The sequence below is a fragment of the Phenylobacterium hankyongense genome (genome assembly GCF_003254505.1).
Taxonomy (GTDB): domain Bacteria; phylum Pseudomonadota; class Alphaproteobacteria; order Caulobacterales; family Caulobacteraceae; genus Phenylobacterium; species Phenylobacterium hankyongense.
The window spans coordinates 821,643-836,167 of record NZ_QFYP01000001.1 but is presented as its reverse complement, the minus strand read 5'-3'; the positions used below and the strand labels follow the sequence as shown (position 1 = coordinate 836,167).

16 protein-coding genes are annotated in these 14,525 nt (G+C 70.5%); 8 read left to right on the top strand and 8 right to left on the bottom strand.

The features are described 5' to 3' along the window. Positions 1-34: 34 nt before the first annotated feature. Positions 35-412: a winged helix-turn-helix transcriptional regulator gene (locus tag DJ021_RS03980; protein ID WP_111456315.1), complete on the top strand. Its 378-nt coding sequence runs from the start codon at positions 35-37 to the stop codon at positions 410-412. On the opposite strand, the gene DJ021_RS03975 is transcribed toward DJ021_RS03980, so the two are convergent. Further along, on the bottom strand, positions 409-885 hold the full coding sequence (locus DJ021_RS03975) for a Cif family virulence factor (protein ID WP_111456314.1): 477 nt from the start codon (positions 883-885) through the stop codon (positions 409-411). The genes DJ021_RS03980 and DJ021_RS03975 overlap by 4 nt on opposite strands. Positions 886-996: 111 nt before the next feature. Here DJ021_RS03975 and DJ021_RS03970 point away from each other — a divergent pair, with 111 nt between their 5' ends. From DJ021_RS03970 to DJ021_RS03955, 4 genes are all read left to right on the top strand, one after another. Further along, entirely contained in the window at positions 997-1,428 is a 432-nt protein-coding gene (locus tag DJ021_RS03970; RefSeq protein ID WP_111456313.1) for a PaaI family thioesterase, read from the top strand. A 167-nt stretch (positions 1,429-1,595) separates the two neighbouring features. Then, positions 1,596-2,225: a superoxide dismutase gene (locus DJ021_RS03965; protein ID WP_111456312.1), complete on the top strand. Its 630-nt coding sequence runs from the start codon at positions 1,596-1,598 to the stop codon at positions 2,223-2,225. 162 nt (positions 2,226-2,387) lie between these two features. Beyond that, positions 2,388-2,627 (top strand): DUF2188 domain-containing protein, encoded by a 240-nt coding sequence (locus DJ021_RS03960; protein WP_111456311.1) that lies wholly within the window; start codon positions 2,388-2,390, stop codon positions 2,625-2,627. A gap of 53 nt (positions 2,628-2,680) precedes the next feature. After that, a complete protein-coding gene (locus DJ021_RS03955) occupies positions 2,681-4,462 on the top strand; it encodes an ATP-binding protein (RefSeq protein WP_111456310.1) in 1,782 nt (593 codons plus the stop codon). Between the two features lie 7 nt (positions 4,463-4,469). Here the strand turns inward: DJ021_RS03955 and DJ021_RS03950 are convergent, their stop codons facing one another. After that, entirely contained in the window at positions 4,470-5,216 is a 747-nt protein-coding gene (locus DJ021_RS03950; RefSeq protein ID WP_111456309.1) for a YebC/PmpR family DNA-binding transcriptional regulator, read from the bottom strand. Positions 5,217-5,335: 119 nt separating this feature from the next. Between DJ021_RS03950 and DJ021_RS03945 the strand changes: the two genes are divergently transcribed. Continuing rightward, the gene (locus DJ021_RS03945) at positions 5,336-5,569 is read left to right on the top strand and encodes a hypothetical protein (RefSeq protein ID WP_111456308.1); all 234 of its coding nucleotides are present in this window, start codon (positions 5,336-5,338) and stop codon (positions 5,567-5,569) included. A gap of 20 nt (positions 5,570-5,589) precedes the next feature. On the opposite strand, the gene DJ021_RS03940 is transcribed toward DJ021_RS03945, so the two are convergent. The 4 genes from DJ021_RS03940 to DJ021_RS03925 form a co-directional block, all read right to left on the bottom strand. Further along, positions 5,590-6,177, bottom strand: coding sequence for a histidine phosphatase family protein (locus DJ021_RS03940; protein ID WP_111456307.1), 588 nt, complete (start codon positions 6,175-6,177; stop codon positions 5,590-5,592). Then, entirely contained in the window at positions 6,174-6,959 is a 786-nt protein-coding gene (locus DJ021_RS03935; RefSeq protein WP_111456306.1) for an SDR family NAD(P)-dependent oxidoreductase, read from the bottom strand. Before DJ021_RS03935 ends, DJ021_RS03940 begins: the two co-directional genes overlap by 4 nt. Before the next feature lie 46 nt (positions 6,960-7,005). Then, on the bottom strand, positions 7,006-7,971 hold the full coding sequence (locus tag DJ021_RS03930) for a quinone oxidoreductase family protein (protein ID WP_111456305.1): 966 nt from the start codon (positions 7,969-7,971) through the stop codon (positions 7,006-7,008). 79 nt (positions 7,972-8,050) lie between these two features. Further along, entirely contained in the window at positions 8,051-9,454 is a 1,404-nt protein-coding gene (locus DJ021_RS03925) for a cytochrome P450 (protein WP_165837109.1), read from the bottom strand. A gap of 122 nt (positions 9,455-9,576) precedes the next feature. Here DJ021_RS03925 and DJ021_RS03920 point away from each other — a divergent pair, with 122 nt between their 5' ends. Continuing rightward, a complete protein-coding gene (locus DJ021_RS03920; protein ID WP_165837108.1) occupies positions 9,577-10,467 on the top strand; it encodes a patatin-like phospholipase family protein in 891 nt (296 codons plus the stop codon). A gap of 142 nt (positions 10,468-10,609) precedes the next feature. Here the strand turns inward: DJ021_RS03920 and DJ021_RS03915 are convergent, their stop codons facing one another. After that, positions 10,610-11,776, bottom strand: a complete 1,167-nt coding sequence (locus DJ021_RS03915) for a DegT/DnrJ/EryC1/StrS family aminotransferase (RefSeq protein WP_111456302.1) — start codon at positions 11,774-11,776, stop codon at positions 10,610-10,612. Between the two features lie 252 nt (positions 11,777-12,028). On the opposite strand from DJ021_RS03915, the gene DJ021_RS03910 reads away from it, so the two are divergent. Further along, on the top strand, positions 12,029-12,751 hold the full coding sequence (locus DJ021_RS03910; protein ID WP_243625901.1) for a hypothetical protein: 723 nt from the start codon (positions 12,029-12,031) through the stop codon (positions 12,749-12,751). A gap of 15 nt (positions 12,752-12,766) precedes the next feature. Here DJ021_RS03910 and DJ021_RS03905 read toward each other — a convergent pair whose 3' ends face one another. Then, a complete protein-coding gene (locus tag DJ021_RS03905) occupies positions 12,767-14,353 on the bottom strand; it encodes an AMP-binding protein (RefSeq protein ID WP_243625900.1) in 1,587 nt (528 codons plus the stop codon). Between the last annotated feature and the right edge of the window lie 172 nt (positions 14,354-14,525).

The following is a 14,525-nucleotide window of genomic DNA, read 5'->3' as shown; positions in this document are numbered from 1 at the left end:
GATACCAATGACCCAGCGTGAAGGAGGCACTTTATTGATACCCGGTCACCCGCACACCACCGACAGCTGCCGGCCCGTCAGCGAGATCCTGGCCCGGGTGGGCGACAAGTGGTCGGTGCTGGTCGTCGTGCAGCTGGGCTGCGGCCGCATGCGGTTCAGCGAGTTGCGCCGGGCGCTGGCCGGCATCTCGCAGAAGATGCTGACCACCACGCTCAGGGGGTTGGAGCGGGACGGCTTCGTGACCCGCACCGTCCATCCCACCGTGCCCCCGAAGGTGGAGTACGCGCTCACCGAGCTCGGCTTCGACCTGCTGGGTCCGGTCAAGGCGCTCGGCGACTGGGCGGCCGCCAACGGTCCGCGGATGGACGCCGCCCGGGCCCGGTTCGACGCGGTGCAGGCCGGGGCCGGCTAGCGCCGGCAGCGCACCGCGGTGTCGGTCTGACCGCGGGAGACGATGCGTCCGCCGGCCAGGGCCACCGCCTGCACCCGCTGGGCGCAGGACAGCCGCACGGCGCCGCCCCGCTCGATGCGGGAGGTCACGTGGCTCAGCACCCGCGCGCTGCGCCCGTCCGGCGAGAGCTCGACGCGGTCGATCGCCGCCTGCTCATGGATCTTCGATTTCGCGAGCACCCGGCCGGTCTGGGCGCGGGCCTGGGCCGGGGTGCTGCGCCCGAACGGCACCACCTTGTTCTCCGAGCTGAGCGCCTGGTCCACGAACACGGCGTCCGGCGCGAAGGTGGCGAAATAGGCCTTGAGGTCGGCGGCGTTCCAGGCGCGCTCCTGCCGCGCCACGAAGGCCCGGACGCCGACGTCGGTCAGGGCCGTCTGCGCCGAGGCCGATCCGGCGATGACGAAGGCGAGCGCGGCGAGGGAGCGGATCAACATGCGGGGCGCGCCTTGGCGGAATGGCTCGGAGGCCGGAAACTAGGCGGGCGGCCGCGGGGAGGGAAGTCACTCGCCAACGGCTGCGCGCGACGAACCGCAAATGGGGGGACCATGCCGGCCACGACCAATCACACCAGCGTCGAGAAGCTGAACCAGGCCAACGAGGGCAAGCTGCCGGGTCATCTGGGCCTGGAGATCACAGAGGTGGCGGACGGCCGGGTGGTCGGGCGGCTCACGGTGCGGCCGGACCTGGTGGCGCACACCGGCTACCTGCTGGCCGGCGCGGTGCTCTCGGTGGCCGACATCCTGTGCGCCTACGGGGTCTCCACCGCCTGGCCGGAGGGGGCCAGCGGTTTCACCACCGCGGAGGTGAAGTGCAATTTCACCGGCACCCTGCGCGACGGCGCGGCGGTCTGCACCGCCAGCCTGTTGCACGGCGGGCGCACCACCCAGGTGTGGGACGCCCGTGTCGAGGACGCCGCCACCGGCAAGCTGATGGCGGCGTTCCGCTGCACCCAGATCATCCTCTATCCGCGGGCCTGAGGCCGGGCTCCGGAAACCTGGCGTTCTGTCGAAAGCGGGATTTCCGCGGTCCAGATCGCCAGGAGGCGGGAACAGCGGCGACCGGTCGTCGATTGGTCGGGCCTGCGGGTTGAAGGGGCGCGGGCCGCGCCTACGTCCAGCCGCATCACCCACCCAGGAGACTTGCGATGATCAGATTGCCCGAGCTGCCCTACGCCTATGAGGCGCTTCAGCCGACGATCTCCTCGGAGACCATGCACACCCACCACGACAAGCACCACGCCAAGTACGTGGAGACCGTGAACCAGGTGGTCGGGGAGCTTGGCCTGGACGGCAAGAGCCTGGAGGACATCCTCGCCGAGGCCGAGCGCCGCAGCCACACCAAGCTGATCAACAACGCCGGCCAGGCCTGGAACCACGCCTTCTTCTGGGACTGCATGACGCCCGAACGCCGCGATCCGACCGGCGAGATCGTCGGCGCGATCCAGGCGGCCTTCGGCGACCTCGCCGGGCTGAAGACCAAGTTCGTGCAGGCCGGCGTCGACCACTTCGGCTCAGGCTGGGTCTGGCTGGCGGCGGACGGCGGCCAGCTGTCGGTCACCAGCACCCACGACGGCGGCACGCTCGCCACCCAGCCGCAGACGCCGCTCCTGGTCTGCGACCTGTGGGAGCACGCCTACTACCTGGACTACAAACAGGACCGGAAGAGCTTCCTGGAGACCTGGTTCGACCGCGTCGCCGACTGGGAGTTCGCCGAGGCGCAGTTCGCCGCCGCCCAGGGCCGCCAGCAGGCCTGGAGCTTCCAGGAAGCCGCCTGAGCGGAGCCTGACAACCGGGGCGGCGCGTTGCTGGGGCGAAGGAGCTCCGAGATGCGCCGCCTGACAATGTCCCGAGCCTCACCCTGGCGCTGGCCGACGTCGATAGGGCGCGTCCGCCAGAACGGGCGTATGCTGGCCTCACGCTGAGGAGGAGCCCTGCCGATGTCCCTGGTCACCTATGAGATCGTCGAGCACGACGGCGGCTGGGCCTATCGGTTCGGCGCCACCTATTCGGAGACCTTCCGCACCCACGACGCCGCACTCGCCGCCGCCAAGCGGGCAGCCGCCGAACAGCGCCGGCCCGGCGACACCACCGGCATCGAATACGAGGACGACCGCGGCCAGTGGCGCTCCGAGCTGGCGTCCGGCGAGGACCGTCCGGACACCGAAGTCGACGACTAGCCGCGCCCCGGCCCGTTAAGGGAATCTATGCAACCTCCGGTTAGTGCGGACGGGTGCGTACGCATTTCACCAAGCTGCTGAAGTGGCCGAGCCTCGCCGAACTCGACGGGGCGGCGGCGGACTCGCGCAAACTGGCCCCCGGCCGGGTGGCGGCGGCGATCCTGGTCGCCTGCCTGGTCGCGGCGTCCGAGGGCTGGCTGGTCGCCCTGCTCTGGGTGGCGGCGCAGCTGACCTGCGAAGCCTGCGTCTGGCTGGCCTCGCGGCCCCTGACGCAAGGCGACGCCGCGAGCCGGGCCAATCGCCTGGCCTATATGGTCGCAGTGACCTTCAACTCCTCGTCGTGGCTGGTCCTGAGCGAGATCTTCTGGTGCGCCCACGAGCGCGGCTCGCAGTTCATCGCCCTGTTGATCTGGGCGTCGCTGCTGGTCAACGCGATCAGCTTCGCCTTCCGCTCGTCGCTGTCTTTCCTGGTGTTGGCGGCGCCGACGATGGTGGTCATGACCCTGACGCCGGTGCTGGCGCCGCGGTTCTCAGGCCCGCAGCAGGCGATGATCTGCGTGGGCGTGGTGATCTTCGCGGGCTACGCCGCCATCTCCGCCTGGCGCAACGTGTTGGCGGCCCGCAGCCTCACGGAGGCCGGCGCGGCGCTGGAGCGTGAACGCCGCGCCGCGGAGGCCGCCAACGCCGCCAAGTCCGCCTTCCTCGCCACCATGAGCCATGAGATCCGCACGCCGCTCAACGGCGTCATCGGCATGGCCCAGGCCATGGAGCGCGACGAGCTGCCCAGGCGTCAGCGCGACCGGCTGGCGGTGATCCGGCAGGGCGGCGAGACCCTGCTGTGCCTGCTGAACGACCTCTTGGACCTGTCGCGGATCGAGGCCGGACGGCTGGAGCTGGAGGGCGGCCTCGTCGACGCCGGCGAGATCGCGCTCAGCGCCCAGGCGGCCTTCACCTCGCTGGCCGGCAACAAGGACATCTACCTGGTCACCGAGGTGGCCCCGGAGGCGCGCGGCCTCTGGCTCGGCGATCCGACCCGGGTGCGCCAGATCGTCTACAACCTGGTCTCCAACGCCGTGAAGTTCACCGCGTCCGGCTCGGTGCAGATCCGCGTCACCCACGACGGCGCGCGCCTGCGGATGGCGGTGACCGACACCGGCCCCGGCATTCCGGCGGAGCGCGCCGGCGCGCTGTTCGACAAGTTCGTGCAGGTGGACGCCTCGACCACGCGGCGGTACGGCGGCTCGGGCCTGGGGCTGGCGATCTGCCGCGAACTGGCGGCGCTGATGGGCGGCGAGGTGACGCTTACCAGCGTCCTCAACCACGGCTCGACCTTCACCCTCAGCCTGCCGCTGGCCCGGGCGCCGGCCGGGACGGCGGAGGCGGTCGCGGCGGCGGACGCCGAGGAGGCCGACTGCACCGGCCTGCGGATCCTGGCGGCCGAGGACAATCCCATGAACCAGCAGGTGCTGAAGACCCTGCTGGACCAGTTGGGCGTGGAGCTGACCGTGGTGGGCGACGGCGCCCAGGCCGTGGAGGCCCACGCCACCGTCGAGTTCGACGTCATCCTGATGGATGTGCAGATGCCGGTGATGGACGGGCCGACCGCGGCGCGGGCCATCCGTGCGAACGAGGCGGCGACCGGCCGCCGCACGCCGATCCTGGCGCTGACCGCCAACGCCATGACCCACCACGCCGACGAGTACCTGGCGGCAGGGATGGACGGGCTGGTGGCCAAGCCGATCCAGCTCGGCCAGCTGATCGCCGAGATCGACCGGGTCACCTATCCCGCCCAGGCGTCGGCCCCGGCCGAGACGGTCCGGGCGGTCGGCGGCTAACGGCGCCTCAGCCCGCCAGCTTCTCCAGCTCCTCGGCGGAGATGTCGGCGTTGGAATAGACGTTCTGCACGTCGTCCTCGTCCTCCAGCGCCTCGAGCATCTTCATCAGCGTGCCGGCCGCGTCGCCGGAGACCGGCGTGAGCGCCTTGGGCCGCCAGGCGATCGAGGTGGACTTGGCCGGGCCGAGGCTGGCTTCCAGCGCCTGGGCCACGTCGGAGAGCTGCTCGAAGGCGGTGTAGATGGTGTGGCCGTCCTCGTCGGACTCCACGTCGTCGGCGCCGGCCTCGATGGCGGCTTCCATCACCTTGTCTTCCGAGCCGGCCTCGGGGCCGTAAACGATCTGGCCCACCCGGTCCCACATGAAGGAAACCGAGCCGGTCTCGCCGAGGTTGCCGCCGTTCTTGGAGAAGGTGGAGCGGATGTTGGAGGCCGCACGGTTGCGGTTGTCGGTCAGGGCCTCGACGATGACGCCCACGCCGCCCGGCCCGAAGCCTTCGTAGCGGATCTCCTCATAGCTCTCGGCGTCGCCGCCGGAGGCCTTCTTGATGGCCCGGTCGATGACGTCCTTGGGCACCGACTCGGCCTTGGCGTTGGCCACCGCCAGCCGCAGGCGCGCGTTCATGTTCGGATCGGGCAGGCCTCCCTTGGCCGCCACGGTGATCTCGCGGGAGAGCTTGGAGAACAGCTTGGACCGGGCGCTGTCGGCGCGGCCCTTGCGGTGCATGATGTTTTTGAATTTTGAGTGTCCGGCCATGGTCCGTCTTGCGCGGTGTCGAGGAAGGGCGTGGCCCGCTTCTACCCTTGGGCGTGCGGAGGCGGAACCCCTGCCATTGAAGCGGGTTAGCGGGAGGGGACTACGGCGGAGGCTTCACCATGACCGAGCATGACTACGTGGACGACATCCTGCCGCAAGAACCGAACGGAGAGCTGGTCCACTGGATGGAACCCAAGCCGCTGACCATGGGGCCCGCAGGAGTCTCCGCGGCGGCGGCCGGCGCGTTCGCGCTGGGGGTGGCCGCGGCCGTCACCGTGCTGGCGCTGATGCACTGGCTGGGCCCCGAGCGCGCCCTCGCCCTGCCGCGTCGCCGCCGGCGGAGCCGGACCTAGCCCCGAGCCTGGCCCGGCCTTCAGCTCACCTCTTCGCAGTCGATGCGGTGGATGTTGCCGTCGATGAGGCGGAAGACCGCGTCCTGCGGCACGTCCTGGCCCACCGTCTCGCCCGGCGGCAGGTGACCGTAGACGCCGCGCAGCACGCGGCCGGCGACGCCGTGGCTGACGGCGATGATCCGCCGCTCCGGCTCCGGCGGCAGGCTGGCCAGCCAGTCCTCCATGCGCGCGCAGACCGCCTCGTAGGTCTCCCCGGTCGGCGCATGGAACGCCCAGCCGGACTTGCCGAAGGCGTCCGGGTAGGCGGCTTCCAGGTCGCTGCGCAGGCGGCCGTCCCAGGCGCCCCAGCTGAGCTCGATCAGCCGCTTGTCGGTCTCGACCCTGGGCACGCCAACGATCCCGGCGACGATCTCGGCGGTCCGCAGCGCGCGGCCGAGCGGGCTGGAGACGATCCGCCAGCCGGCGGGGTCGCGGACCAGCTCCTTCAGCAGGCGGCCGACGGCGCGGGCCTGGCGGACGCCGAGCTCGGTCAGCGGCGAATCCACATGACCCTGCAACCGTCGCTCGCGGTTGAACTCGGTCTGACCGTGGCGGACGAGGTAGATCAACGCTTGCGACGCACCACCGGATGGGACGAGGACAGGCCACCGTCGACGGCGATGGTCTGGCCATTGACGTAGGACGAGTCGTCGGAGGCGAGGAAGAGGCCGGCGTGGGCGATCTCGTCGGCGACCCCGTAGCGGGTCAGCGGGTTGAGCTGGCCGATCTTGTCCTCGTTGCCCCGCGCCCGCGCGCCTTCGAAGATCGGCCGGGTCATGCCGGTCTCGATCAGGCCCGGCGCGATGGCGTTCACCCGCACGCCCGTGCCGTAGAACTCGTTGGCCGAGGTCTGGGCGAGGCTGACCACCCCGGCCTTGGAGGCGGAATAGGCCGGGCCGCCGGCGCCGGAGCGCAGGCCGGCCACCGAGGCGGTGCAGATGATCGAGCCGCGGCCTTGGGGGATCATCACCGCCGAGGCGTGCTTCACCGCCAGGAAGGCGCCGATCAGGTTGATCCGCAGGATCTCCGCCCAATAGTCGGCGGTCTGCTCCTCCAGCGGCGTCCAGCCGCCGGAGATGCCGGCGTTGGCCCAGACCACGTCGAGGCCGCCGAACTCGGCCACGGCGCGATCGATGTAGCTCGTCACGAAGGCCTCGTCGCCGGCGTCGCCGGTCAGGGCGATGGCCTTGCCGCCGGCCTGGCCGACCATGTCGACGGTCTCCGTGACGGCCTCGGCGCGGTCGACGCAGACCACCTGGGCGCCTTCGCGGGCGAAGAGCACCGAGGCCGCGCGGCCGATGCCGCTGGCCGCGCCGGTGATGACGGCCGTGCGGCCCTGGAGACGTCCCATGAAGCTTATCCTCTAGGCGATGACTTTTGACGCGCTGACGGCGGGGTCAGGGAATGAGCAGGACCCGGCCGACGGCCTGACGGCTTTCGATGTAGCGGTGGGCCTCGGCGGCTTCGCTCAGGGGGAAGGTCCGGTCGATGACCACCTGCAGCTCGCCGCGGGCGACCTCCTCGATCAGCCGCTGGATGTTGTCGTGCACGCGGTCGGTGGTGATCTCCGCGCCCAGGAAGACGCCGGACAGCGAGCGGTTGCCGCCCATCATCGTGCCGACGTCGACCTTCATCGGCTCGCGCCCGGCCTGGCCGACCATCGAGACCCGGCCGCGGTAGGCCAGCGACAGGATGGAGGACTGCAGGGTGGGGCCGCCGACGCTGTCGACGATGACGTCGCAGCCCTTCTTGTCGGTCAGCCGCATGACCTGTTCGACCACGTCGTCGGCCTGGTAGTTGATGCCGTGCGTCAGGCCGAGCGGCTTCAGCCGTTCCAGCCGCTCGTCGGAGGAGGCGGTGGCCAGCACCATCGCGGCGCCGGCCCGGGCGGCGAGCTGGATGGCGGCGACGCCGACGCCGGAGGCGCCGGCCTGGACCAGGACGATGTCGCCCTTCTTCATGCGGCCGAACTCGAACAGGCAGTCGTCGGCGGTGCCGAACGGCACCGGGATGGCGGCGGCCTTCCTCACGTCCATGCCGGGCGGGATCACCCAGGCGGTGCGGGCGGGGACGGCGCGCAGCTCGGCGTGGCTGCCGAAGCCGCCGGTGGTGACCACCTTGTCGCCGATGCGGATGTTGTCGACCTCTTCGCCGACCGCCACGACCTCGCCGGCGGCCTGGTAGCCGACCACGTGCGGCCGGGTCACCAGGGTGCCGCGGTACCGGTTCAGGGTGTCGCCGCCCTCGATGGAGACCGCCTCGACGCGGATGACGATGCCCTTGCGATGAAGCTCGGGGTCGGGGACGTCCTCATAGCGCAGGACCTCAGGGCCGCCGTTCTCGTAGTAGACCGCCGCCTTCATGCGCTTCCTCCCAATCCAAACACCTGTTTGACTTCAGGCATCTCACGCTGAAGTTGGCGATGCAAGGGGACGAGGCGGCCTATTCCGCCGCCACCGCGGCCGCCGTGCGCGATCGACGGCGGACCTTCATCGGCAGGCCGCCCTTCGGGCGCAGGGTGACGTTGTGCTTCAGCTCGACCGGCGCGTCCGAGGCGAGTTCCAGGTCGTAGTGCTGGGCGAGCGTCGCCAGGATGAAGACGATTTCGTTGATCGCCATCAGCTGGCCGATGCAGACCCTGGGCCCCGCGCCGAACGGCATGTTCGCCAGCCGCGGCCGGCCCTCGCTACGCTCGGGCAGGAAGCGGTCGGGGTCGAAACGTTCCGGGTCTTCCCAGGTGCTCCGGTGACGCTGCAGCACCCAGGGCGCGATGACCATGAAGGCGCCCTTCCGGACCCGGACCCCGGCCAGTTCGTCCTCAGCGCGGGCCACACGGGCTGAGATGCCGGGCGCCGGCGGGAAGAGCCGCAGCGCCTCGTCCACCAGCCGTCGCGTGAACGGAAGCTGGGCGAGGTCGTCCTGGGTGGGCGTGCGGCCGGCCAGGGCGGCGTCCAGTTCGGTCCGCAGGCGCGCGGCCTCTTGAGGGTGTTTGGCGAGCAGGAACCAGATCCAGGTCATGGCCGTGGCGGTGGTCTCATGGCCGGCCATGAAGATCGTGATCACCTCGTCACGCACCTCCTGAGCCGAGAGGCCTGCGCCGGTGGTCTCGTCGCGGGCGGCGATCAGCCGCGACAGCAGGTCGTTGGGCGCGACAGCGGCGGCCTCGCGGGCGGCGATCATGCCGGCGATGGCGTCATCGAGAGGGCGGAACAGGGCCGCCATCCGCTTTTCGCGGCCGCGCATACGCAAGGCCCGGGTCACCGGGATGAAGTCGAGCATGTTGAAGTCGCTGAACTGCGGCGCGCCCCGCAGCACCTCCTGGATCAGAGGCTCAAGCCCCTCTCCCTCACCGGAGAACATGGTGCGCGCGATGATCGTCAGGGTGAGCGCGGTCATCTCGTCGGAGGCGTCAACCACGGCGCCGTCGGCGAGCTTGCTCCAGCGGCCGACGAAGGCCTCGGCGCTGCCGGCCATGGCCGGGGCGTAGGTCGCCACCGCCTGCGGGGCGAAGGCCGGGGCCATGGTGCGCCGGTGCGTCTTCCAGAGCTCGCCGTCGATGCCCAGCAGGCCCTGACCGAACAGGGCCGAGAACAGTCGCAGCTCGATCTCGGCCTTGGGGTATTCCGCCGCCCGCTCGACCAGGACATGGCGGGCGAGCTGGGGGTCGCCGATGTAGAAAATGTCGCCGATCGGCGTCTTCTGGCGGACCAGCGGCTCGTGGAACATCGCCTCGGGGACCGACCAGGGCATGCCGAGCCGCTTGCCGCGGAGCCGGTCCCTCAGGCTCAGAATGGGGCGGGCGCCAAGGGCCCCAGGCAGCACGGGCGCGGTGTCACTGGTGGGCATGGTGGTCCCTCCCGCGAACATTTTCGACAACCTAGACCAAATGCGACGGCGGGTCAGGAGGCCGTGGACAGGCGGCGCGGCGCGGCCGATCCTGCGCGGCCGTTCTGGACGAGGAGATGGCGATGACCACGCGCGCGCTGGTTCTGGGCGGCGGCGGGCCGGTGGGCATCGCCTGGGAGAGCGGACTGATCGCTGGGTTCGCCCAGGCCGGCGTGGACCTCGGCGCGGCGGACTTCACGTTGGGCACCTCCGCCGGCGCCTTCGTCGGCGCGCGGCTGGCGATGGGCGCGGACGCCCGCCTGCTGGCCGATCCGATCCTGACGGAGGCGGAGCGCCGGCCGCCGTCTCCCGCCACCGACGCCGATCGCAAGCCGGCCGATCTCGCGGAGCTGATGCGGCTGATGGGCGAGGCGCAGAGCGGGATGGGCAATCCGGCCGAGGCGCGGGCGCGGATCGGAGCCTTCGCGCTGGCCGCCGACACCCTGGGCGAGGAGGACTTCCTGAACACCTTCGGCCGGTCGTTCGCCGGCCTCGCGCCCGACGCCTGGCCGGAGCGCGGCTTCGCCTGCACGGCGGTGGATGCGCAGGACGGCGCCTTCCAGCTGTGGACCCAGGCCAGCGGCGTCGGGATCAGCCGGGCGGTGGCGTCGAGCTGCAGCGTGCCGGGGGTCTATCCGCCGGTGACCCTGCTGGGCCGGCGCTACATCGACGGCGGCATGCGCTCGTCCACCAACGCGGACATGGCCGCCGGCTACGACGTCGTGGTGGTGGTGGCGGTGCGCCTGGGCGCGGCCGGCGGCGCGGCCCTGGAGCGGATCGCCGCCCGCTTCGAGGAGGAGGTGCAGTTGCTGCAGGACGGCGGCGGGACGGTGGTGACCATCATCCCCGACGAGGCCAGCGTCGAGGCCTTCGGACCCAACCTGATGGACTTCCGCCGCCGCGCCGACGCCGCCCGCGCCGGGCTCGAGCAGGGCCGCGTCCAGGCCGCGGTGCTGAAGGAGATCTGGGGCTAGGACACCCCCCAAAAAGCGTCATGGCCGGCCTTGGGCCGGCCATCCATGAACGGCGCGTGCGGACCGGACCAACCACGGCCTGACGATCCGGTGTTCATGGGTCGCCGGGACGCGCCCGGCGATGACGTCCAGAATTGTAGCGCTAGCGGTTCGTCTTCACGAAGGCGCCGACCGCGGCGATGACCTGGTCCTGGTCGTCGGCGGTCAGGTAGGGGTGCATGGGCAGGCTGATGACCTGGGAGGCCTTGGCCTCGGTCACCGGCAGGCCGCCGGGCGCGGTCGGATAGACCGAATAGACACCCTGCTTGTGGATCGGGATCGGGTAGTAGACCGCGCTCGGGACCCCCTGTTCGCGCAGGGCGGCCGCCAGGCCGTCGCGGTTCGGGGTCTCGATGGTGTACTGCGCCCAGACCGAGACGCCGCCGTCGATCACCCGCGGCGTCCTCACCAGGTCGCCCAAGCCCTGGACATAGCGGTCGGCGACGCGGTTCCGGGCCTCGATCTCGTCGGCGAAGATGGTCAGCTTCTGCAGCAGGACCGCGGCCTGGATGGTGTCCATCCGGCTGTTCATCCCAATACGGACGTTCAGGTATTTGGGGTCGTGCTCGAAGGTCTTGCCGTCGATGTCCGACTTCACCGCCTGGCCGTGGACGCGCAGCGAGACCAGCAGGTCGTGCAGCCGCTCGTCCTTGGACAGCACCGCCCCGCCGTCGCCGTAGCAGCCGAGCGGCTTGGCCGGGAAGAAGGAGGTGGTGGCCACGTCCGCCCAGTGGATCGGGTGGCGGCCGTCCAGCGTGCAGCCGAAGCCCTGGGCGCTGTCGGCGATCAGCTTGAGGCCATGCCTGCGCGCCACCTCGGCGATGGCCGGGTAGTCGGCCGGCTGGCCGAACAGGTCGACGGCGATCACCGCCCTCGGCGTCAGCTTGCCGTCGCGCTTCACCTGCGCGATGGCGGCGTCGAGGCTCTGCGGGTCGAGGTTGTAGGTGTCGGGTTCGATGTCCACGAACACCGGCGAGGCGCCCACCAGCGGCATGGCCTCGGCGGTCGCCGCGAAGGTGAAGGAAGGGCAGAAGACCGCATCGCCGGGTCCGATCCCCCAGGCCATCAGCGGCAGCACCAGCGCCTCGGTGCCCGAGCCGCAGGACAGCGCGAACGGCGCCTGGCCGAAGGCCGCCAGCTGTTTCTCGAACTCGCCGATCTCCGGGCCCATGATGTAGGCGCCGGAGCGGACCACCTTGAGGATCGCGTCCTCCAGCGGCTGTCCCAGGCGCGTCCTCTGGGCCTGTAGGTCGATGAACGGAATCGGCATGGCGGTGACGGTCTCGAGCTTCGGATCGGCGCGCTAAATGGCATGCGCCGGGCGCCCGCGCCAAACACGGTTGTTTTCGCGGTGTTTCTCTCCCACGCGGGGCCAGACCAATCGCCCGCGACGCGCCAGAAACCGCATAGCGACGTTCTCCGGAAAGGTGCATGCTCCGGTCGGATCCGGGGAGGGCTTGGCATGGTTGCGGCGTCAATTACCCCAGCGCGTCGTCGCGCGATGGGGACGTTCTACGTCTGGATGGCGGCGCTTTTCGTGCTGATCGCCTTCAGCGGCTTTGCGGGGACCTACTGGCTTCAGCTGCCGGCGGGGACCTTCGTCGGGGCGCCGCTGCTGCATCTGCACGGGATATTGTTCTCCGCCTGGACGCTATTCTTCCTGAGCCAGACCTGGCTCGCGGCCAGCGGGCAGATGCAGCACCACCGGGCCTGGGGCGTCGCGGGTGTGTCGCTGGCCACGGCCATGGTCTTCGTGGGCTTCGCCACCGCCATCGCCAGCATGCAGAAGGACGTCGCCGCCGGCTATGCGCAGCAGGCCCGCGCCTTCGCCATCGTGCCGATCAGCGCCGCGGTGCTGTTCGCCATCCTGGTGACCTGGGCGGTGGTGACGGTGAAGAGGCCGGAGACCCACAAGCGGCTGATGATGCTGGCGACCATGTCGATCCTGCAGGCGCCGATCGGGCGGTTCTTCTTCCTGGCCATCGTCGGGGGCGGCCCCGGCGTGCGGCCGGGCAGCGCGCCGGCCGCGCCGGTGGCGACCACCATCGGGGCCGGCCTCGTGGTCGCCGTGCTGATCCTCGCGGTCATCATCTACGACTGGCGCAAGCGCGGCCGCCCGCACCCGGTCTATCTCATCGGGGGCGCGGCGGTGGTGATCGTCGAGCTGATCCGCGTTCCGCTCGCCGAGAGCCCGCAGTGGCAGTCGATCGCCCAGGCGCTCGGAACTTTCGGCGCCTACACCTAGGCGTCTTCGGCGGCGTCAGATCTGCCGCTTGCGGCCTTCCCAGTAGGGGGCGCGGACCTTGTTGCGCTGGATCTTGCCGGCCTCGGAGCGCGGCAGGTCGGTGACGAAGTCGATGCTGCGCGGGACCTTGAAAGCGGGCAGGTTGGCGCGGGCGAAGGCCAGGATCTCCTGCGACAGCTCCTCCGACGGCTGGTAGCCGGGCTTCAGCAGGATCACCGCCTTCACCTGTTCGCCCCATTCGTCGTGCGGCACGCCGACCGTCGAGCTGTCGGCGACGGCGTCGTGCTTGATCAGCTCGTTGTCGATCTCCTGCGGGTAGATGTTCACCCCGCCGGAGATGATGGTCTCGGCGTTGCGGCCGGTGAGGAACAGGTAGCCGTCCTCGTCGAAGTAGCCGACGTCGCCCATGGTGAAGTAGTCGCCGACCCGGTTGGCCTGGGTCTTGGCCTCGTCCTTGTAGTAGGTGAAGCCGCCGCCGGGCGGCAGCTGGTGGTAGATGGTCCCGGGTACGCCGGTCGGGCATTCCTCGCCCTGCTCGTCGAGGATCTTCGAGCCCAGCAGGGCCGGGCGCTTGCCGACCGAGCCGGGCTTCTTCAGCCACTCCTCCGAAGAGATGGTGAAGCCCGCGCCGCCCTCGGAGCCGGCGTAGTATTCGGACAGCACCGGCCCGAACCACTCGATCATCGCCAGCTTCACTTCCGGCGGGCAGGGCGCCGCGCCGTGGACGATGTACTGCACCGAGCTCACGTCGTAGCGGTCCTTCACCTCCTGCGGCAGCGCCAGCAGCCGCTGGAACATGATCGGCACCAGGTGCAGGTGGGTGACCTTCCTCTCCGCGATGGTCTTCAGGACCAGCTCGGAATCCCACTTGTCGATGAACACCAACGGGCAGCCCGCGCCCATGGCCGCGCGCACGTCGAAGGCCAGCGGGGCGGCGTGGTAGGCGGGACCGGCGCACAGCTGCACCGAGGTCTCGTGGTCGTAGCCGCGCATCGAATAGAGCGCCTGCAGGGCGACCACGGGCTGGGCGCGGTAGACGCCCTTCGGCCGGCCGGTGGTGCCGGAGGTGTACATCATCGCATTGCCGAGCACGGCGTCGTCGATGTCGGCGCCGTCGAGGGGCGCCAGCGCTTCGTCGTAGGGAAGGAAGCCCGGGATTTCGCCGCCGATGGCCAGCTTCACCACCACGTTCGGGCACTGGGCCACCGCCGGGCCGCAGGTGGCGATCCGCGCCTCGCAGAACACCGCCTTGGCCTCGCAGTCGTTGACGATGTAGGCGACCTCGTCGGCGGTCAGGTGCCAGTTGACGGGGGTGATCCGGAAGCCGGCCCGCAGGGTCGCGGCCACCACCTCGACGAACTCGGCGCGGTTGGAGCAGACCAGGGCGACGGCGTCGCCGGCCTGCAGCCCGTTCTGGCGCAGCAGCCGCACGATGCGGTTGGCGTTGGCGTTCAGCTCGCCGAAGGTGCGGGTGCGGCCGTCGGGATCGTAGATGGCGACCTTGTCCGGCTGGACCTCGGCCCAGACTGCCGTCGTCATGCCGTTCATCGCCGCGGCGGCCAGCCGCTCGTCGAGATTCAGGCGTTCCTTCAAAGCTTCCATCAAATTCCTCCGGGCGCCCGACTGAGAAGCGGCGCGATCAATATCTGTTGGAGGCTACGGGCCGACGCCGATGAAATGATCGGCGCCGTTGGCGAAGACCCGAGAGCCCCGCCGGCAGCATGACAGGCGAGGACGGAGGCGACAATTCCCAAGGGGAGCGCCGCAACGTCGG